Source organism: Streptomyces hokutonensis, assembly GCF_042751305.1.
In the GTDB taxonomy this organism is placed as follows: Bacteria; Actinomycetota; Actinomycetes; order Streptomycetales; family Streptomycetaceae; genus Streptomyces; species Streptomyces hokutonensis_A.
The window spans coordinates 317,255-335,584 of sequence record NZ_JBHYWD010000009.1; the positions used below are offsets into that span (position 1 = coordinate 317,255).

General features: G+C 70.2%; 18 protein-coding genes and 1 pseudogene. 9 read left to right on the forward strand and 10 right to left on the reverse strand.

Going from position 1 to position 18,330, the window contains the following annotated elements; translation table 11 throughout:
- Nucleotides 1-127 precede the first annotated feature (127 nt).
- The 5 genes from ACFXC1_RS25140 to ACFXC1_RS25160 all read right to left on the reverse strand — a co-directional run bounded on the left by ACFXC1_RS25140 (nucleotide 128) and on the right by ACFXC1_RS25160 (nucleotide 5,040).
- Nucleotides 128-868: an FAD:protein FMN transferase gene (locus ACFXC1_RS25140; RefSeq protein ID WP_381246131.1), complete on the reverse strand. Its 741-nt coding sequence runs from the start codon at nucleotides 866-868 to the stop codon at nucleotides 128-130.
- Between the two features lie 55 nt (nucleotides 869-923).
- Nucleotides 924-1,709, reverse strand: coding sequence for an FMN-binding protein (locus ACFXC1_RS25145; RefSeq protein ID WP_381245992.1), 786 nt, complete (start codon nucleotides 1,707-1,709; stop codon nucleotides 924-926).
- A gap of 19 nt (nucleotides 1,710-1,728) precedes the next feature.
- Nucleotides 1,729-3,111, reverse strand: a complete 1,383-nt coding sequence (locus tag ACFXC1_RS25150; protein WP_381245994.1) for a ferredoxin reductase family protein — start codon at nucleotides 3,109-3,111, stop codon at nucleotides 1,729-1,731.
- Between the two features lie 77 nt (nucleotides 3,112-3,188).
- Nucleotides 3,189-3,680 carry an FMN-binding protein gene (locus tag ACFXC1_RS25155; RefSeq protein ID WP_381245996.1) on the reverse strand — a complete coding sequence of 164 codons (492 nt, stop codon included), beginning with the start codon at nucleotides 3,678-3,680 and terminating at the stop codon, nucleotides 3,189-3,191.
- Nucleotides 3,681-3,687: 7 nt separating this feature from the next.
- Nucleotides 3,688-5,040 (reverse strand): ferredoxin reductase family protein, encoded by a 1,353-nt coding sequence (locus ACFXC1_RS25160; RefSeq protein WP_381245998.1) that lies wholly within the window; start codon nucleotides 5,038-5,040, stop codon nucleotides 3,688-3,690.
- 151 nt (nucleotides 5,041-5,191) lie between these two features.
- On the opposite strand from ACFXC1_RS25160, the gene ACFXC1_RS25165 reads away from it, so the two are divergent.
- Together ACFXC1_RS25165 and ACFXC1_RS25170 are read left to right on the forward strand one after the other, a co-directional pair.
- The gene (locus ACFXC1_RS25165) at nucleotides 5,192-5,929 is read left to right on the forward strand and encodes a response regulator transcription factor (protein WP_381246000.1); all 738 of its coding nucleotides are present in this window, start codon (nucleotides 5,192-5,194) and stop codon (nucleotides 5,927-5,929) included.
- Nucleotides 5,929-7,437, forward strand: a complete 1,509-nt coding sequence (locus tag ACFXC1_RS25170) for a sensor histidine kinase (protein ID WP_381246002.1) — start codon at nucleotides 5,929-5,931, stop codon at nucleotides 7,435-7,437. Before ACFXC1_RS25165 ends, ACFXC1_RS25170 begins: the two co-directional genes overlap by 1 nt.
- A 79-nt stretch (nucleotides 7,438-7,516) precedes the next feature.
- On the opposite strand, the gene ACFXC1_RS25175 is transcribed toward ACFXC1_RS25170, so the two are convergent.
- Both ACFXC1_RS25175 and ACFXC1_RS25180 read right to left on the reverse strand, forming a co-directional pair.
- Nucleotides 7,517-8,215: a L,D-transpeptidase family protein gene (locus tag ACFXC1_RS25175; RefSeq protein WP_381246004.1), complete on the reverse strand. Its 699-nt coding sequence runs from the start codon at nucleotides 8,213-8,215 to the stop codon at nucleotides 7,517-7,519.
- A 129-nt stretch (nucleotides 8,216-8,344) separates the two neighbouring features.
- The gene (locus ACFXC1_RS25180; protein ID WP_381246006.1) at nucleotides 8,345-9,202 is read right to left on the reverse strand and encodes a hypothetical protein; all 858 of its coding nucleotides are present in this window, start codon (nucleotides 9,200-9,202) and stop codon (nucleotides 8,345-8,347) included.
- A 243-nt stretch (nucleotides 9,203-9,445) separates the two neighbouring features.
- Between ACFXC1_RS25180 and argH the strand changes: the two genes are divergently transcribed.
- From argH to ACFXC1_RS25200, 4 genes and pseudogenes are all read left to right on the forward strand, one after another.
- Entirely contained in the window at nucleotides 9,446-10,873 is a 1,428-nt protein-coding gene (argH, locus tag ACFXC1_RS25185; protein ID WP_381246008.1) for an argininosuccinate lyase, read from the forward strand.
- A 139-nt stretch (nucleotides 10,874-11,012) separates the two neighbouring features.
- Entirely contained in the window at nucleotides 11,013-11,984 is a 972-nt protein-coding gene (locus ACFXC1_RS25190) for an aldo/keto reductase (protein ID WP_381246010.1), read from the forward strand.
- An 82-nt stretch (nucleotides 11,985-12,066) separates the two neighbouring features.
- The gene (locus ACFXC1_RS25195) at nucleotides 12,067-12,633 is read left to right on the forward strand and encodes a TetR/AcrR family transcriptional regulator (RefSeq protein WP_381246012.1); all 567 of its coding nucleotides are present in this window, start codon (nucleotides 12,067-12,069) and stop codon (nucleotides 12,631-12,633) included.
- Nucleotides 12,630-14,152: pseudogene (locus tag ACFXC1_RS25200) on the forward strand (MFS transporter). Before ACFXC1_RS25195 ends, ACFXC1_RS25200 begins: the two are co-directional and overlap by 4 nt.
- 69 nt (nucleotides 14,153-14,221) lie before the next feature.
- Here ACFXC1_RS25200 and ACFXC1_RS25205 read toward each other — a convergent pair.
- Entirely contained in the window at nucleotides 14,222-14,893 is a 672-nt protein-coding gene (locus tag ACFXC1_RS25205; protein WP_381246014.1) for a lysophospholipid acyltransferase family protein, read from the reverse strand.
- Nucleotides 14,894-15,212: 319 nt separating this feature from the next.
- Here ACFXC1_RS25205 and ACFXC1_RS25210 point away from each other — a divergent pair, with 319 nt between their 5' ends.
- The 3 genes from ACFXC1_RS25210 (at nucleotide 15,213) to ACFXC1_RS25220 (ending at nucleotide 17,517) form a co-directional block, all read left to right on the forward strand.
- Nucleotides 15,213-16,394, forward strand: a complete 1,182-nt coding sequence (locus ACFXC1_RS25210; protein WP_381246016.1) for a glycerophosphodiester phosphodiesterase — start codon at nucleotides 15,213-15,215, stop codon at nucleotides 16,392-16,394.
- Nucleotides 16,395-16,467: 73 nt separating this feature from the next.
- Entirely contained in the window at nucleotides 16,468-16,974 is a 507-nt protein-coding gene (locus tag ACFXC1_RS25215; RefSeq protein ID WP_381246018.1) for a sigma-70 family RNA polymerase sigma factor, read from the forward strand.
- Nucleotides 16,975-17,019: 45 nt separating this feature from the next.
- A complete protein-coding gene (locus tag ACFXC1_RS25220) occupies nucleotides 17,020-17,517 on the forward strand; it encodes a GNAT family N-acetyltransferase (protein ID WP_019066311.1) in 498 nt (165 codons plus the stop codon).
- Here the strand turns inward: ACFXC1_RS25220 and ACFXC1_RS25225 are convergent.
- Nucleotides 17,507-17,947, reverse strand: a complete 441-nt coding sequence (locus tag ACFXC1_RS25225) for a hypothetical protein (protein ID WP_381246021.1) — start codon at nucleotides 17,945-17,947, stop codon at nucleotides 17,507-17,509. The genes ACFXC1_RS25220 and ACFXC1_RS25225 overlap by 11 nt on opposite strands.
- Nucleotide 17,948: 1 nt before the next feature.
- Nucleotides 17,949-18,308 carry a hypothetical protein gene (locus tag ACFXC1_RS25230; protein WP_019066313.1) on the reverse strand — a complete coding sequence of 120 codons (360 nt, stop codon included), beginning with the start codon at nucleotides 18,306-18,308 and terminating at the stop codon, nucleotides 17,949-17,951.
- Between the last annotated feature and the right edge of the window lie 22 nt (nucleotides 18,309-18,330).

Below are 18,330 nucleotides of genomic sequence, written 5' to 3' on the forward strand. Positions count from 1 at the left end.
CGGCGGCGGGTCGAGGTGGGCGGGGGCGTGCGACTCACCTCCGCAGCCCGCCGGGGGAGCGCCGAGGAGGGGGCGGGGGCCGCCCGGGGGGGGGCGCGCCCCCCCCCCCCGACCCGCATGGGGATCCCTAGCCGAGGCGGGCCGCCAGCCCGTCCGTGCAGCGGACCTCGTCGCCCGCCGTGATGAGCAGGGCCTCCACGTCCGGGAGTGATTCCAGCCAGGCCAGGCCCTCCCGTGAGCCCATCGCGAACGCGGCCGTGGCCCAGCAGTCGGCCCAGGTCAGCCGGGGTGCCACCACGGTGACGGCGACCAGGTCGGTCACCGCGGACTTGCCGGTGGAGGGGTCCACGATGTGCGCCCCGCGCTCGGCCGTACCGGAGGTGGCCACGGCCAGTTCGTCGGCGCCCGCCGCGGAGATCACGGCCGCGAGACCGCCCGGGCGGAGCGGGTCGGAGACGCCGACCCGCCAGGGCCGGTGCGGTCCCGGGGTGCCGAACATCTGGACGTCGCCGCCGCCGTTCACACTGACCCCGCTCACCCCGGCCGCCGTCGCGATCAGCTCTGCCGCCCGCTCGGCAGCCCAGCCCTTCACGATGCCGGTCGGGTCGAGGCGGCCCTCGTAGTTCGTGCTGAACCAGCCGGAACTGACCCGCTCCGCCTCGGCGCCCAGCTCCAGCACCTCCGCGACCTCGGCGTCGCACTCCGCCACGGTCAGCTCACCGCGGGCCAGCCGCGACACCTGGCTGTCGTCGCGGTAGGTGCTGAACACCTCGTTGACCCGGTGCAGTTGGGCGACCGCCTGCTCCAGTGCCGCCTGGACGGCCTCGGGCTCCCCGCCGCGGATGTCGAAGGAGAACACCGTCCCCATGACCTCCTCGGCGTGCCGCAGCGCGGCGGGAGCCTCCGCGGGATCGGTCACCGTGTCAGACACCGGCCTTGTCCAGCGCCGACTGCAGGGACTTCTTGTAACCGCCGCTCGTGTACGTGGCACTCGACACCGAGTCGATGTTCGCGTTGCCCGCCGCGACGGCCTCCTGGTTGAGCTTGGGGATCGCCAGCGCCGTCTTCTGGTCGCTGGTCCCGCCGCTCGGGGCCTGCACGGCCTCGGCCTTGGTGATCTTGCCGCCCGCGACCGTGATCCGGACCTGGACCGGCCCGTACTGGGTCGTCGCGACATCGCCGATGACCGTCTTGGCCTGCGCGGCGGGCGCGGCGGGCGCCGCGGCGGCCGAACTCTGGGACGGAGCGGCCGCGCCCGCTGCCTTCATCTTGTCGATGGCCGACTGCAGGGACTTCTTGTAGCCGCCGCTGGTGTACGTCGCCCCGGTCACGGAGGTGATGTCCGCGCTCTGGGTGGCGACGGCCTCCTGGTTGAGCTTGGGGACGGACAGCGCGGTCTTCTGGTCGCTGGTGCCGCCCTTGGGCGCCTGGATCGCCTCGGCCTTGGTGATCTTGCCGTTGGCGACCGTCAGGCGGACCTGGACGACCCCGTACTCGGTCTGGGTGGCGGCGCCGGTGATGGTCGAGGTCCCGGCCGCCGCGGCACCGCCCTGGGGCGACTCCTGCGCGGCGGCGGCTCCCTGGGCCGCACCCTGCGCGGACGCCGAGGAGGAGTCGGTCGCCGGCTTCAGGGAGAGCAGCAGAACGATCCCGGACACGGTGGCGGCGCTCGCGAGCAGAACACGCCGGATGGGGTGGCTCTTCTTCATTGCTCCTGACTCCCGTCGCTCACATCTCGAACGACTCGTGATGGATACGGCGGGCGGGAACCCCCGCGCCGCGCAGTGCTTCGTAGACCGACTGCGCGAAGCCGGGCGGCCCGCACATGAAGACGTCGTGGTTGTCGATGTCGGGCAGCTTCCGCCGCAGCGAGTCCGCCGAGATGTCGGGGCGCTCGCCGTCGGGGCTGTTGACCGCGTACATCAGACGGGCGCCGCGCTCGTCGGCGATCTTCGCCAACTCGTCCCACAGCGCCAGGTCCTGGGTGGTGTTGGCCCGGTAGAGCAGCGTGATGTCGCCGGCCGCGCCGGGCAGCGTCTCGAACAGCGCCCGCATCGGTGTGATGCCGACGCCGCCCGCGACCAGCAGCACCTTGCCGCGGGTGCGCCGCTGCGAGGTCAGCGCGCCGTACGGGCCCTCGGCCCACACCTTCATGCCGGGCCGCAGTTCGCGCAGCCGGGCGCTGTGGTCGCCGATCGCCTTGACGGTGATCCGCAGCATGTTCGGGCGGGGCGCCGCCGACAGCGAGTACGGGTGCGAGCTGAACCGCATGCCCGGCGCGAGGAACCGCCACCGGAAGAACTGCCCGGCCTCCGCGCCCATCCGGTGCAGCTTGCGCCCGCCGATCAGCACGGACACGATGCCCGGCGTCTCCTCGATGACCGCCTCGACGTACATCCGGTGCCGCAGGTTGAGGCGGATCGGGGTGAGGATCCGGTACCAGACGACCAGCGCGGTGACCGTGCCGTACAGCCCGTACCAGACGGTCTTGGCGAGCGGTGTCAGCGCGAAGTCGTTGCCGGTGGTGATCTGGTGCCAGAAGGTCAGGAACACCGCGCCGTACGTCAGCAGGTGTACGTGGTACCAGGTGTCGTACGGGATCCTGCGGCGGACGGCGCCGATCGAGGACAGGCCGATCAGCAGGAACAGGCCCGTGCCGATGGCGGCCTTGCCCATGTCGGGCAGCTGGTTCACCGAGTCGATGGTCTGCTGGACGATGTCGCTCAGCGTCTTGCCCGCCTGGAGGGCGTAGCCCCACATGATGAGGAAGACGTGCGCGAAGACCAGGCAGAGCGTGTACCGGCCGCTCATGGCGTGCCAGCGGGCGACCCGGTCGGAGCCGACCCGCCGCTCCAGAGCGGGCACGCGGGCCATCTGGAGCACGACGAGCGCCATCAGATAGCCCGCCAACAGACCAGTGATACGGCCCGCGTTGAGGATCTTGCCGTTCTGGTCGGCGATGGACGGCGTGTTCTGCCACCACAGCCACAGCACTCCGGCGGCACCCGCCCAGACGGCGAGCAGCAGCAGGGTCGCTGGGGAGCGGCGCGGGCGGATGCGGCGCATCGTCTGTCGGCGGGCGGCACGTCCGCCTGCGAGCGTGGTGGTCACGGTTCCTCCGTGGACGGGGCACAAGGGGGGTGGCGTGGCCCCTTGGCCCTGAAGTACGTGCCGTGGAGGCTGTGCGTTCAGAGTCCCGCTGAGTCCAGTGCGGACTGGAGTGACTGGCGGTAACCGTCACTTGTGTACGTGGCTCCCGACACCGTGTCGATCTTCGCGCTCTGCGCGGCCAGCGCCTCGCTCTTCAACTGCGGCAGCGCATAGGAGTTGATCTCCTGGTCGCGCGGATTGTCCGAGGGGTACTGGACCGCGGTGACATCGGTGATCTTGCCGTTCTTCACGGTGATCTTCACCTGGACCGGGCCCCAACGCGTCTGCACGGTGTCGCCGGTGACGGTCTTGGTGCCGGTGGTGGTCGAGCCACTGGACCCACTGGAGCTGCTCGAACCGCCGGAACCGGCGGTGGCGGTGGAACTGCTGGACGGCGCCGGCGCGGGCGCCACCGCGATCTCGGGAGTCGTGTGCGGCTTCAGCGCCAGCAGCATCACCAGACCGGACGCGGTGACCGCGCTCGCCAGCACGATCCGGCGCAGCGGACGGTTCTTCTTCAACGGATGCACGACGGCCTCACAGCTCGAACGACTCGTGGTGGATACGGCGGTCCGGCACACCGGCGGTGCGCAGTGCCCCGTACAGGTCCTGGGCGAAGGCGTGCGGCCCGCAGATGTACACGTCGTGCCCGGCGAGATCGGGCACGGCCTCGCGCAGCGCCGCCGCACCGAGCACCGGCCGCTGCCCCTGCGGGCCGTTGAGCGCGTACAGCACCTTCGCCCCGCGCCACTGCGCGATGGCCTCCAACTCCCCGCCCAGCGCCAGGTCTTCGGCCGTACGCGCCCGGTACAGCAGCGTCACCTCACCGGGCAGCGTCTCGAACAGGGCCCGCAGCGGGGTGATGCCGACGCCGGCGGCGATCAGCAGCGACTTGTGCGCGGTGCGCCGGTCGGCGGTCAGCGCCCCGTACGGTCCCTCCGCCCACACCCGGGCACCCTGGCGCAGCAGGGCCACGGCCGCGCTGTGGTCGCCGAGCGCCTTGACCGTGATCCGCAGCAGGTCCCGGCGGGGCGGCGCCGACAGCGAGTACGGCGTCGACGTCCAGCCCATGCCCTCGCCGAAGAACCGCCAGCGGAAGAACTGCCCGGCCTCGGCGCCCATCTCGTCCACCCGGCGCCCCCGTACGACGACGGAGTACACACCCGGCGCCTCCCGGTGCACGGACTCGACCCGCAGCCGGTGCCGCAGGTTGAACCGCACCGGCGCGAGGACCCGGTACCAGACGACCAGGGCGGCGACTCCCAGGTACAGCGCGTACCAGGCGGCCGTGGCCCCGGCGTGACCGTTGAACTCGTTTCCCAGGGACAGCTGGTGGAAGAAGGCGAGGAAGACCGCGAGGTACGTGAGCAGGTGGACGTAGTACCAGAACTCGTAGCTGAGCCTGCGGCGCGCGGCGCGGGCCGAGGTGATCCCGACCGCGAAGAGGATCAGCGCACCGATCGTGCCCTTGAGCATGTCCGGGTAGTCGAGGACGACCGTGACCGTCTCGTGCACGATCGAGGCACGGTCCTGGGCGGCGTACCCGAGCAGGGTCAGCACGACGTGCACGACCAGCAGACAGATCGTGTAGCGGCCCGCCATTGCGTGCCAGCGCGCCACCCGGTCCGAGCCGATCCGCCGCTCAAGCAGCGGCACCCGGGCCATCAGGCCCACCAGCACCGCGCAGGCGTACCCGCACAGCAGTCCGGCGAGCCGCCCGCCCCCGGTCAGCCAGCCCGCGGCCCCGACCACGGAACCGGTGTCCGCCCACCAGAGGGCGACGGAGGCTGCCGCGCCGGCCCACAGCAGGGCGAGCACCGGGCCCGCCGGCGAGCGCCGGGGAACGGGTGCCACGGGCGGCGCCTTCCGCTGCTCGTACACGGTGGTCATGTGTGCGTCCTTTCACCTGTCCTCCACGCAACTGTGCGGGCACAACCTCTGAGGGATCTCTGAGCGAGCGCAGTTCTCAGAGTTCTCAGAGGAAACTCAGAGGGCTTCACGACAGCCGGGCAGGCCGCGAGGGGCGATGCTGTTAAGTGCCATGAATACGACCCGCTCCGGCCGACCGGCCCTCACCCGCCCCGACGGCACCCCCGTGCGCGTCCTCGTCGTCGACGACGACCCCGACCTGGCCGAGGTGCTCTCCGGCGCCCTGCGCTACGAGGGCTGGGAGGTCCGCACGGCGTGCGACGGCGCCTCGGCGCTCACCGGGGCGCGCGAGCTGCGGCCGGACGCCGTCGTCCTCGACGTGATGCTCCCGGACACCGACGGCTTCGCCGTACTGCGCTCCCTGCACGAGGTGAAGCCCGACGTCTGCGTGCTCTTCCTCACCGCCCGGGACACGGTCGAGGACCGCATCGCCGGCATCACCGCGGGCGGCGACGACTACGTCACGAAACCCTTCAGCCTGGAGGAGGTCGTCGCCCGGCTGCGTGGACTGCTGCGCCGCGCCGGCATGGCCCGCCAGCAGGAGGAGGGCCCGCGGATGACCGTCGGGGACCTGGTCATGGACGAGGAGGCCCGCGAGGTCACCCGGGCGGGCCAGATCGTCGAACTCTCACCGACCGAGTTCGAACTGCTCCGCTTCCTCATGCGCAACCCGCGCCGCGTCCTCAGCAAGGCCCAGATCCTCGACCGCGTCTGGTCCTACGACTTCGGTGGCCAGGCCCATGTCGTCGAGCTGTACATCTCGTACCTGCGGAAGAAGGTGGACGCCGGCCGCCAGCCCATGATCCACACCGTGCGCGGGGCCGGATACGTGCTCAAGCCGGTCCTCTGATGGCCGGGGCACTGCGGACCGTCGGCCGCCGGCTACGGCGACTGCCCTGGCCGCACACCCTGCGGGCGCGCCTGACGGCTGGCCTGGTGGTACTGCTCGCGGTCAGCTGCGCCGCCGTAGGCGTGGCCGCGGTGATCGAACTCGACGGCTTCCTCACCGGCCGCCTGGACCAGCAGCTCACCGAGGTCGGAACACAGTTCCCCGCCAGCCTGGAGCACAAGGGCCAGACGCTCACCGACCACGACGCCGACGACCTGGAACGCGGCGACACCCGCCGGCAGGCACCGCACACCTTCGGCGCCCGCCTGGTCAAAGGCGTCGTCACCAACTCCGGGGTCGTACCCGCGGACAAGGACGACACCACGACCGACCTCAAGGTCCCGCTGACCGCACGGGACCGCAGAGAACTCGCCGGGGTCCCGGTCGACGGCAGGGCCCACACCATCCACCTCTCCTCCCTCGGCAAGTACCGCGTCCTCGCCGCCAAGGGCCGGGACGGCGACGTGATGATCACCGGGCTCCCGCTGGAGTCGGTGGAGGCCGCCGTCCACCGGCTGGAGGCGGTCGCCGCGATCGTCTTCGGCGCCGCCCTCCTGATCACCGGTTTCGCGGGCGCGCTCTGGGTGCGCTGGTCGCTACGGCCGCTCAGCCGGGTCGCCGCCACGGCCACCCGGGTCAGCGAACTCCCGCTGGCCAGCGGCGAGGTGGCACTGCCGCCCAGGGCCCCCGAGTCCGACCCGCGCAGTGAGGTGGGCCAGGTCGCCGGCGCCTTCAACCGCATGCTCGGCCATGTCGAGGACGCGCTCACCCACCGGCACGCCAGCGAGGAACGCCTCCGCAGCTTCGCGGCCGACGCCAGCCACGAGCTGCGCACCCCGGTCGCCTCGATCCGGGGCCACGCCGAACTCGCCCTCCTCCACCCGGACCCCGTCCCGCCCAAGGTGACCCGGGCACTGGAACGCATCGAGGCCGAGTCCGCCCGCATGGGTGTCATGGTCGACGAGATGCTCCTCCTCGCCCGCCTCGACGCGGGCCGCCCCCTCGAACGCCGCCCCGTCGACCTGACCCGCCTGGTCCTCGACGCCATCGCCGACGCGCGCGCCGCGGGCCCCGACCACCGCTGGGCCCTCCAACTCCCCGAGGAACCGGTCACGGTCACCGGCGACGCCCACCGCCTCCAACAGGTCCTGGCCAACCTGCTGGCCAACGCACGCCTGCACACACCCGTGGGCACGAAGGTGACGGTGTCGGTGGAGGCGAACGGTGAGTTCACCTACCTGACGGTCCACGACGACGGCCCGGGCGTCCCGACGGAGGTCCAGCCGGGGGTCTTCGAACGCTTCACCCGGGCGGACCGCAGACGGACGGAAGGCAGGGGCGGGGGAGCGGGCCTGGGCCTGTCGATCGTGGCGGCGGTGACGGAGGCGCACGGGGGAAGCGTGGGCCTGGAAAGCCGCCCGGGCTCAACCACGTTCACGGTCCAACTGCCGTCCAGGGGAGCAACTTAGGGGCGCGGGGAACTGCGCGACCGGCCACATCAGGCCCGTACTCGCCGTACAACCGAAACCTGAACGGCGCTGTGGCGAATCAGTACCGAGCAATCGCCGTAACCCCACTCACCGTCCCGACAGCAATATGCGGCGCCCGCCCAGGATCGACCCACCGCAAAATCCGACGCATCGCGTCAACCGGCACAGACACACAACCGGCAGTAGCCCCACGCCCGTTGACGTGCAAAAAGATCCCGGCCCCACGCCCCTTCACAGGCTTGGCGTAGTTGTACCCGATGACAACCCCGTACGCGTACTGCGTCGCATAAGAGATCAACCGCTCGGACTCGGACGCCCGACAGTCACGAGCCAGCGGCTCACTCCACCGGTTGTAGACGCGAGACCGGGTGTCCTCACACCACCAAGAACTCCCGTGCACCCGCCGGTACTTGACATGAGTCCCACCCGGCGCGCCCTTGATCCCGAAGGCGTACGGCAGGTCGTACAACCCGGTGGGAGTCGTGTACGACCCCTGCTTACGAGCCCGCCCCTCGACGAGCCCCTTCGCCCCGAACCGAGCGATGGCGGAACCGACCTTCACCCACTTCCCACCCCGCCGCCGCTCCCACCAACTGAGCGTCCCTGACGTGGAGTTGGCACGCGGAGCCTGAGCGAGGATCAGCTGACCGCCACCCCCGGTATCCACGAGCGACAAGGGCGACGGCTCGACCGCCCGCGCGGGTACCGCACCGAGCAGGACAAGAAGGGACGCGAGGGCAACGACACCGGGACGCATGCCCCAGACGCTAAAGCGCGCACCCGCTGACGGCACCTCAGATGGGCCGAACAGGCAACGCACCGCTCCGGACATCACCGTGGCCGCCCCGGCCGGCGTTCATCGGGGCGGCCACGGCTGCCTGTCACGTCACTTGGTGAGCGTGCAGGCGGCCAGGGAGTCCAGCCCGGTCGGCTTGGTGCCCTTGCGCCCGATGGAGATGGCGATGCGGTCGATGGTCGAGACGCGCTTGTCCTTCAGCGGGCCGAGGATGGCGTTCTGGACGAAGTTGGCGCCGCCCTGTCCGACGGTGTCGACGAGTCGCTTGTTGGCCTCGGCGATCTGCGTGTCGAGGAGGGCGAGGTTGCGGTCGACCTCGGCCTGCGCCGACGCCGGAATCGCCGGGAGCTGCGACTTCACGTCCGGGCAGGAAATGGTCCCGACGGCGCTCGACCCGGCGGCGGTGTTGTCCGTCCCCCCGGCCGCCTGCGTGGCGGCAGCCGTCGCACTCGGGGTGGCGGTCGCGGTGCCCGTCGCACCGGTCGACCCCGTAGTACCGGCAGCGTTCAGGGTGCACGCGGCGAGCGCGTCGAGCCCCGTCGGCTTGGTGCCCTTGCGCCCGATGGAGATGGCGATGCGGTCGATGGTCGAGACGCGCTTGTCCTTCAGCGGGCCGAGGATGGCGTTCTGGACGAAGTTGGCGCCGCCCTGTCCGACGGTGTCGACGAGTCGCTTGTTGGCCTCGGCGATCTGCGTGTCGAGGAGGGCGAGGTTGCGGTCGACCTCGGCCTGCGCCGACGCCGGAATCGCCGGGAGCTGCGACTTCACGTCGGGGCAGCTGATCGTCCCGGGGTCGGACAACGTCCGGGCGCTCTGCGTGGTGCTGCTCTTGTCCGGCGTACCGGCAAGGGCGGTACCGGCGATGACAGCACCGGTGAGCGCCACGGCGGCGGCACCGCCGATGAAAACGACGCGACGCTTGTTGTACTTGGGGAGAGCCCTGGACATGCGAATGCCTCACTCGGGTCAGGGGTGAACTGAACGTGACTCGTGGGGGGAAACGCGGCGCCTGCGTTCGGCGAGAGGTACGGGTAAGCGGTTGCTGGTGTTCAAGGTTGTTCAAGGATCTTTCAAATTGACGAATCATGCAGAGTACTGCATAATCATGCATGCGAGACAATGCAGAGACACCACAGCAGGAACACCACGGAACGACGACCCTCGGTCCACGGCCTTTGAGGAGCAGCGCAAGTGAGCAGCAACAGCGGTGACGTACGGCTCTGGGGCGGTCGTTTCGCCGACGGTCCCGCCGAGGCCCTGGCCAAGCTGTCCGCGTCCGTCCACTTCGACTGGCGGCTCGCGCCCTACGACATCGCCGGTTCCCGCGCCCACGCACGCGTGCTGCACAAGGCGAACCTCCTTGACGACGACGAGCTGAACCGCATGCTCGCGGGCCTCGACCAGCTCGCGGCGAACGTCGCCGACGGCACCCTGGTCGGCACGATCGCCGACGAGGACGTCCACACGGCCCTGGAACGCGGCCTGTTGGAGATCCTCGGCCCCGACCTCGGCGGCAAACTCCGCGCCGGCCGCTCGCGCAACGACCAGGTCGCCACCCTCTTCCGCATGTATCTGCGGGACCATGCCCGGACGATCGGCGGCCTGATCGCCGACCTCCAGGACGCGCTGGTCGGCCTCGCGGAGGCTCACCCGGACGTGGCGATGCCCGGCCGCACCCACCTCCAGCACGCCCAGCCGGTGCTGTTCGCCCACCACGTCCTGGCCCACGTCCAGCCCCTGTCGCGGGACGCGGAACGCCTGCGCCAGTGGGACGAGCGCACGGCGGTGTCGCCGTACGGCTCGGGCGCACTGGCCGGCTCCTCCCTCGGGCTGGACCCGGAGTCGGTGGCGAAGGACCTGGGCTTCGAGCACGGCTCGGTCGCCAACTCGATCGACGGCACGGCCTCGCGTGACTTCGTCGCGGAGTTCGCCTTCATCACCGCGATGATCGGGGTGAACCTCTCCCGGATCGCCGAGGAGGTCATCATCTGGAACACGAAGGAGTTCTCCTTCGTGACGCTGCACGACGCGTTCTCCACGGGCTCGTCGATCATGCCGCAGAAGAAGAACCCGGACATCGCGGAGCTGGCACGCGGCAAGTCGGGCCGCCTGATCGGCAACCTGACGGGCCTGATGGCCACGCTCAAGGCGCTCCCCCTCGCCTACAACCGTGACCTCCAGGAGGACAAGGAGCCGGTCTTCGACTCCATCGACCAACTCGAGGTCCTGCTCCCGGCGTTCACCGGCATGATGGCCACCCTGACCATCCACCGCGACCGCATGGAGGAACTGGCCCCGGCCGGCTTCTCCCTCGCCACCGACATCGCCGAGTGGCTGGTCAAGCAGGGCGTCCCCTTCCGGGTCGCCCACGAGGTCGCCGGCGAGTGCGTCAAGGTCGCGGAGTCCGAGGACATCGAACTCGACGGCCTCACCGACGAACAGTTCGCGAAGATCTCCGCCCACCTCACCCCCGAGGTCCGCACGGTCCTCAACGTCCCCGGCGCCCTCGCCTCCCGCAACGGCAGGGGCGGCACGGCCCCGAGCGCGGTGGCAATCCAACTGGCAGAGGTGAAGCGGGACTTGGCAGTTCAGCACGCTTGGTCAACGGCGAAGAGCTAAGTGTCTTCAGGGGCGCGGGGCTGTATCGATTTGCGGCTCCGCCGCGTGGGCGCGACCAGCCACAACGCACCCGCCCCCGCTGCACAACCGCACACCCCGAATCCTGAGGCGAACGGGCATCCCGCGTTACGTTGTCGGCATGCCCTTCGCCCGCCTCGCCACCGCCACTACGCCCACGTCCCACCTCGGACTGGGCCTCGCCGCAGTAGGCCGCCCCGGCTACATCAACCTCGGCCGCGAAAAAGACCTCGGAGAGACCCGCACCGTAGAAACCCTCCGAGCCCGCACCCACGAACTCCTGGACGCCGCCTACGCGCAGGGCGTCCGCTACTTCGACGCGGCCCGCTCCTACGGCCGCTCGGAGGAGTTCCTCGCCGCCTGGCTGACCGCCCACCCCGACCTCGACGACATCGTGGTCGGCAGCAAGTGGGGCTACACCTACACCGCCGACTGGACCACGGACGCCGAGAAACACGAGGTCAAGGACCACACCGTCCAGACCTACGACCGCCAGCTCGGCGAAACCGCCGAACTGCTCGGCGACCGCCTCGACCTCTACCAGATCCACTCGGTGACCCCCGACAGCCCGGCGCTCACCGACAAGGAACTCCACGCGAGACTCGCCGAGTTGGCGGCGACGGGCGTGACCGTCGGCTTCTCCACGAGTGGCCCGGCCCAGGCGGACGCCATCCGTGCCGCGCTCACCGTGACGGTCGACGGCGAGCCCCTCTTCCGGACCGTCCAGTCGACGTACAACGCCCTGGAGACTTCGGCCGGCCCCGCCCTCGCCGAGGCCCACGACGCCGGACTCGCGGTGATCGTCAAGGAGGGCATGGCCAACGGCCGGCTCGCGGGGTCGTACGCACCGGACGCCCTGAAGGCCGTAGCCGAGGAGACGTCCTTGGGCGCCGACGCGATCGCCCTGGCCCTGATCCTGCGCGAGCCGTGGGCAGGGGTGGTCCTGTCCGGCGCGGCGACGGTCGGCCAGCTCGCCTCCAACCTGCACGCGGCGGTCGTGGACCTGAACGACGACCAGCTTGCCCGCCTCGCCGCACTCGCGGAGGACCCGCACACGTACTGGGAGAAGCGCGGGCAGCTGCCCTGGCACTGAGATCTCGCTGATCACCCCCTCCCCGTGAGGCAGTCATGCCCGCGATGAGACATGAATGTCTCATGTGGTTTATGGTTGTCTCATGGCTCTCGACCGCGACCACGTACTCCGCGCTGCCGCCGCCCTGCTGACCCGCAAGTCCACCGCGACGATGGACGAGGTCGCCAAGGCGGCCGGGATCAGCCGGGCCACCCTGCACCGCCAGTTCGCGGGGCGCGACGCGCTCGTACGGGCGCTGGAGGCGCTCGGTATCGCCGAGTGCGAGACCGCCCTGGACGCGGCGCGGCTGGACGACGGCCGGGCTGAGGACGCCGTACGGCGACTCGTCCGCGAGGCCGAACCGGCCGCCGGTCTGCTCGCCTTCCTCTACACGGAGAACCAGCTCTTCGAGGGCGAGGAGCAGCACGCCGGCTGGGCCAGGATCGACGACCGCATCACCGCCCTTTTCCGGCGCGGCCAGCAGAGCGGCGAGTTCCGCATCGATCTCACGCCCGCCTGGCTCACCGAGGCGCTGTTCGGCCTGCTGGCCTCCGCGGTGTGGCTGGTGCAGAGCGGCAAGGGCGCCCCCAAGGACTTCACGCACATGACCGTCGAGCTGCTGCTCGGCGGCGCACTACGCAGAGACGGAATACGGAGAGAGGAATCATGACCAGCACCCTGCAGCCGGCGGCTGTGACGGAGACGGAGAAGCGCCCGGGCCGTTGGCTCGCGCTCTCCGTCCTCGTGCTCGCCGTGCTGCTGGTGGCCGTGGACGCGACCGTCCTCGGCCTCGCGACCCCTTACATCAGCGAGGACTTGAAGCCGTCCGGCACCCAGCTCCTCTGGATCGGCGACGTCTACTCCTTCGTCATCGCCGGCCTGCTCGTGTCGATGGGCAGCCTCGGCGACCGAATAGGCCGCAAGCGCATCCTGCTCGTCGGAGCCACCGCTTTCGGCGCGATCTCGGTCCTCAACGCCTATGCCACGACACCGGAGTTGATGATCCTGGCCCGGGCGCTGCTCGGTGTCGCGGGCGCGACCCTGATGCCCGCCACCCTGGCCCTGATCCGCAACCTCTTCCACGACCCGCGCGAACGCAGCCTCGCGGTCGGCATCTGGGGCGCAACCGCCTCCGCCGGTACGGCAGTCGGCCCGGTCGCGGGCGGCTTCCTGCTCGAACACTTCTGGTGGGGCTCGGTGTTCCTCATCAACCTGCCCGTGATGGCGGTCCTCGTCCTGGTCGGCATCAAGATGCTCCCCGAGTCGAAGAACCCCAACCCCGGGCCCTGGGACATGATCAGCGTCGCGCTGTCCCTGGTGGGCGTGATCGGCGTCGTCTACGCGGTCAAGGAGGCCGCGACCCACGGCTTCGAGTGGCCCGCACTCGCGGTCGGCGCACTGGGCGCGGCGGCCCTGTACTGGTTCGTCCGCCGCCAACTCACGCTTCCCGCACCGCTGTTGGACATGCGCCTGTTCCGCAACCGGGGCTTCAGCGCGGCCGTCCTGGCCGACCTGCTGACCATCCTCGGCCTGTCCGGGCTGGTGTTCTTTCTCTCCCAGTACCTGCAACTCGTCCAGGGCAGGGGCCCGTTCGAAGCGGGCCTGGCCGAAATCCCCGCCGCGGTGGGCGCGGTGGCGGCCGGCCTCATCGCCGGCCGGACGGCCCGCCGCTTCTCGGTCCGCGCGGTGGTGGCGGGCGGCCTCGCCGCCGTAGGCCTGGCCCTCGCCGTACTGACAACCCTCGACCAGTCGACCGGGTACCCCCTCCTCGGCGCCGCACTGCTCGTGGTCGGCGTCGGCGCAGGGTTCTCCTTCACGGTGACAGCCGACGTCATCCTCTCCTCCGTACCGAAGGAACAGGCAGGCGCGGCCTCGGCGGTCTCGAAACGGCCTACGAACTGGGCGCGGCCCTCGGCATCGCCGTACTCGGCTCGATCGTGACGGGTGTCTACCGGGGCTTCGCGTCTCCGGCGGGCACACCGAGCGCGGCGCACGAGTCACTGGGCGGCGCGGTGGAAGCGGCGGGCAGCATGCCGACACAGGCGGCTCAGGAAATGCTGAAGTCGGCGAGAGAGGCTTTCGTCAACGGCTTGAGCGTGGCATCGGCGGTGGGCGCAACGGTCTTGCTGGCAACGGCAGTTGCGGCGTGGTTCTTGCTGAAGAGGCAGAAACTGGAGGACGCAGCCTAGGGGAAACACCTCGGGGGCGCGGGGAACTGCGCGACCAGCCCTCACGCACCCGCACCCAACAACGAACCCCTACGCGGCTTTCGCTTTCGTCGCGTACATATCCACGTACTCCTGCCCAGACAACCGCATGACCTCAGTCATCACAGAGTCGGTAACAGCCCGCAGCACATACCGATCCCGGTCCATCCCCTCGTACCGGGAGAACTCCATCGCCTCACCGAACCGCACAGTGACCCGCCCCGGGCGGGGAATCCCCGCACCCCCCGGCTGCAACTTGTCCGTGCCGATCATCGCGAACGGAACAACCGGCGCACCCGTCATCATCGTGAGCCGGGCGATCCCGGTACGCCCCCGGTACAGGCGGCCATCAGGCGACCGTGTTCCCTCGGGGTAGATCCCGAAGACCTTGCCCTCTTCCAGCACGCGCCGCCCGGTCATCAGCGCGGCGACGCCGCCATTCGCGCCGTCCCGGTCGACCGGGATCATGCCGACGCCGGTGAAGAACCAGGCCATGAGGCGGCCCTTGAACCCCTTGCCGGTGACGTACTCGTCCTTGCCGATGAAGAACACCTGCCGGTCGCAGACCAGCGGAAGGATCATCGAGTCGATGAACGTGAGGTGGTTGCCGGCGAGGATCACCGGGCCGTCGTCGGGGATGTGCTCCGCGCCCTCCACACGTGTGCGGAACATCAGGCGCATGATCGGTCCGAGCACTGCCTTGATGAGCACGAAGCGGGACAACGGGCCCTCCGGTGTCAAGGGGTCGATATAGAACTGTGCAGGTGAGGACGATACTCGCGGTGCCCCGCGTATTGCACATCGGGTTCACCGAGGTCTTACGCAGTGTTGACGCACGTTTACCTGCGGTGTCGCTCCGGAGCCGCCTCGTAACCGGGCCGCCATGTTGTGACACATCTCGCGTTCCTTGCTGATGGCGTGTCAAACCTGTCCGTCCGTACGACATCCAGCGTCACCGCCGTGTTCGGGCCGAGGTCTCCCTCTGGTCATGTGCGCGCACCTACGATCGGCGCGCACCGACGGGGCGACGCCAGGAGGTTTCATGGACACGCAGGGAACGCAGGGGCCGAACGAGCGAGCCAACGGAACGGGACGACGGGCGCTCCTCGGCGCGGCCGTGCTCGGTGCGGGAGTGGCGGCACTGGGACCGGCGGGCACGGCGAGAGCCGCCGAGGCCACCTCGGCCCGTCACGGCGGCGGCCTCAAGGACCTGCCCAAGCCCACGATCGTCGGCCACCGGGGCACCAGCGGCTACCGCCCGGAGCACACCTTCGGCTCCTACAACCTGGCCCTCGACCTCGGCGCCGACATCGTCGAGGCCGGCGACCTCGTCCCCACCAAGGACGGCCACCTGGTCTGCCGGCACGAGCCAGAGATCGGCGGCACGACGAACGTCGCCGACCACCCCGAGTTCGCCTCCCGCAAGACCACCAAGCTGCTGGACGGCGTCTCCGTCACCGGCTGGTTCACCGAGGACTTCACGCTCGCCGAGCTGAAGACCCTGCGCGCGATCGAGCGCATTCCGGCCAACCGCCCGCACAACACGCTCTACAACGGCCGCTGGGAGATCCCGACCTTCGAAGAGGTCCTCAAGTGGCAGGACGAGCAGACCCGTAAGCGCGGCAAGCAGGTCTGGATCTACCCCGAGATGAAGCACCCCACCTACTTCCGCAAGCGCGGCTTCGACATGGAGAAGCTGCTCTCCTCGGCCCTGCGCAAGCACGGCAAGGACAAGCGGAACTCGCCGGTCCTCATCCAGTCCTTCGAGCCGACCAGCATCCAGAAGATCAGCAAGCTCGTCCGCAACAACCTGGTGGTGCTGCTGTCCGGCTCGGGCACCCGCCCCTTCGACTTCGTCGACCTGGGCGACCCCCGCACGGTCGACGACCTGGTCACCCCGAAGGGCCTCGCCGAGATCGCGTCGTACGCGCAGGGCATCGGCCCGACGCTCGACCTGATCATCACGAAGAACGCCGACGCCAGCCTGAACAAGGAGACCACCCTGGTCGCCGACGCGCACAAGGTGGGCCTGATCCTGCACCCCTACACCATGCGCAACGAGAACCCCTTCCTGCCGCTGGAGTACCGCAAGGGCACCGCCGTGGACGCCTACGGCGACGCGTTCGGCGCCTTCAAGCGCTACTTCGCCACCGGCATCGACGGTGTCTTCACCGACAACGCCGACACCGGCCTGCTGGCCCGCGCGGACTTCGTCAACGGCTGAGCCCCGCGCCCCGTTGGAGTGACAGACGGCCGCCCCGGCAACCTTGTGCGGGGGCGGCCACGTCGTGCCGCATATGACACACCAACTCGTCGCCACCCTGCGCCCACTGCTCGCCGCCGAGGCCTCCGCCGAGGCATATGCCTCCGGAACCGAACCGGCCGACCTGGAACAGGCCGTCTGGCTCCGCCTCCTGGAGCTCCTGGACGCCTCCGGCCCACCGGTCGACCCCCAGCGCTGGCTCCGCCGCGCGGTCCGCTCGGAGGCCCAGCGCACCCGCCGTACCGCTCGCCTCGAGCAGTCGTACGACGACGACCCCGCCGAGGACACCGACCGCGGCCCCGAGCAGGTCGCCCTCACGGCGGCGCGGCACCGCGCGCTGCACGACGCGGTGCGCCGGCTGCCGGGCCGCTGCCCGCGTCTGATGGAGGCGCTGCTGTCGCCCAAGGACCTCACCTACCGCGAGATCGCTGGGGAGTTGGGTATCTCACAGGGCAGTCTCGGCCCGGAACGTTCCAGATGTCTGGGATGTCTCCGGCGATTGCTGACGCCGGAGGTTGCGGCCCGCGAAGCGCGGGGATAGGAGTGAGAACCACATGGCGATCAGGTGAGCGGGAGGCGTGCGCACATGGGCATGAGTGTGACCATCTCGGTGGCGACCGAGCAGGACGCGGAGCAGATCTTCAGGCTGCAGTACCTGTGCTTCCAGAGCGAGGCGGCGCTGTACGGCAACTACCGCATCGACCCGCTCGTCCAGAGCCTCGACTCGGTCCGGGCCGAACTCGGCTCCGACTGCGTGTTCGTGGCGCGGCTGGGCGAGGAGGTGGTCGGCTCGGTCCGCGGCACGGTGACCGAGGACGGCGCGGCAGCCATCGGCAAGCTCTGCGTCCACCCGCGCCTCCAGGGTCACGGCATCGGCGCCCGCCTCCTGCGCGCGGCCGAATCGGCCCTCGCCGAGGAACGCGGCGCCAAGAAGTTCCGCCTCCACACCGGCCACCGCAGCGAGGGCAACCTGCGCCTCTACCGCCGCGTCGGCTACGAGACCGTGGGCACCTCCCAGGGCGACGACGGCGTACCGATGATCGTCCTGGAGAAGCCGGTCGAGGCGTACGTCGCTACGGCGTGACGGTGTTGGCGTCCCGGTTCTTCCGGAGCCAGTAGAGCGCTGAGAGCGGCAGCAGCACGGGGATGAAGATGTACCCCGCGCCGTAGTACGACCAGACCGTCGCGTCCGGGAAGGCCGAGCTGTCGATCACGGTCAGCGTGCCGACGATCAGGACACCCGCGAGTTCGGCGGCGCAGCACGCCTGTGCCGCCCTGCGGGCCCGCTCGCCGCCGCGGATCAGGGAGTACGTGATGAAGCCGTACACCACACCCGCGACCGCCGACAGCGAGTAGGCGAGCGGGGCCCGGTCGAACTCGGTGGCGATCTGGTAGACGGAGCGCGAGACCGCGCCGACGACCATCACGCCGTAGAACCAGACGAGCAGCATGCCGGGCCCGCTGATGAGCCGCTTGGGCTTCTCTTCCACGGTGTTCTCTTCCACGGTGGTCATCTCAGCTTCCCCAGATGTCGTAGAGCCGGACTTCGAGCACGGCGAGGACCACGGCGCCGGCCGCGACCGTCGCCGTGCCCCAGCGGGTGCGCTCCGCCAGGGACATGAAACCCGCCGCCGGGACGGCCGCGAACGCGCCCAGCAGATACGCCACGAAGATCGCCGTGCCCTGCTCCGCCTTCTCGCCGCGCGCCAACTGCACGATGCCGACCACCAGTTGGACCGTGGCCAGCAGGGTGACCACGGCCATTCCGATGAAGTGCCAGTCCTTCGTCGACTGGTCGCGGTAGGCCGCCCACCCGGTCCAGGCGGCGAGCAGCAGCGCGGCGACACCGATCGCCAGCGTCAGGGCATCAAGCATGCGGCGACCCTATTACGGGCCA

Coding starts and splice junctions, on each gene's coding strand:
- ACFXC1_RS25225 (WP_381246021.1), bottom strand. CDS start 17,947: ATGACCACCGTGGAAGAGAACACCGTGGAAGAGAAGCCCAAGCGGCTC.
- ACFXC1_RS25170 (WP_381246002.1), top strand. CDS start 5,929: ATGGCCGGGGCACTGCGGACCGTCGGCCGCCGGCTACGGCGACTGCCC.
- ACFXC1_RS25180 (WP_381246006.1), bottom strand. CDS start 9,202: ATGTCCAGGGCTCTCCCCAAGTACAACAAGCGTCGCGTCGTTTTCATC.
- ACFXC1_RS25140 (WP_381246131.1), bottom strand. CDS start 868: ATGGGGACGGTGTTCTCCTTCGACATCCGCGGCGGGGAGCCCGAGGCC.
- ACFXC1_RS25220 (WP_019066311.1), top strand. CDS start 17,020: ATGGGCATGAGTGTGACCATCTCGGTGGCGACCGAGCAGGACGCGGAG.
- ACFXC1_RS25145 (WP_381245992.1), bottom strand. CDS start 1,709: ATGAAGAAGAGCCACCCCATCCGGCGTGTTCTGCTCGCGAGCGCCGCC.
- ACFXC1_RS25190 (WP_381246010.1), top strand. CDS start 11,013: ATGCCCTTCGCCCGCCTCGCCACCGCCACTACGCCCACGTCCCACCTC.
- ACFXC1_RS25195 (WP_381246012.1), top strand. CDS start 12,067: ATGGCTCTCGACCGCGACCACGTACTCCGCGCTGCCGCCGCCCTGCTG.
- ACFXC1_RS25160 (WP_381245998.1), bottom strand. CDS start 5,040: ATGACCACCGTGTACGAGCAGCGGAAGGCGCCGCCCGTGGCACCCGTT.
- ACFXC1_RS25175 (WP_381246004.1), bottom strand. CDS start 8,215: ATGCGTCCCGGTGTCGTTGCCCTCGCGTCCCTTCTTGTCCTGCTCGGT.
- ACFXC1_RS25230 (WP_019066313.1), bottom strand. CDS start 18,308: ATGCTTGATGCCCTGACGCTGGCGATCGGTGTCGCCGCGCTGCTGCTC.
- ACFXC1_RS25215 (WP_381246018.1), top strand. CDS start 16,468: ATGACACACCAACTCGTCGCCACCCTGCGCCCACTGCTCGCCGCCGAG.
- ACFXC1_RS25165 (WP_381246000.1), top strand. CDS start 5,192: ATGAATACGACCCGCTCCGGCCGACCGGCCCTCACCCGCCCCGACGGC.
- ACFXC1_RS25210 (WP_381246016.1), top strand. CDS start 15,213: ATGGACACGCAGGGAACGCAGGGGCCGAACGAGCGAGCCAACGGAACG.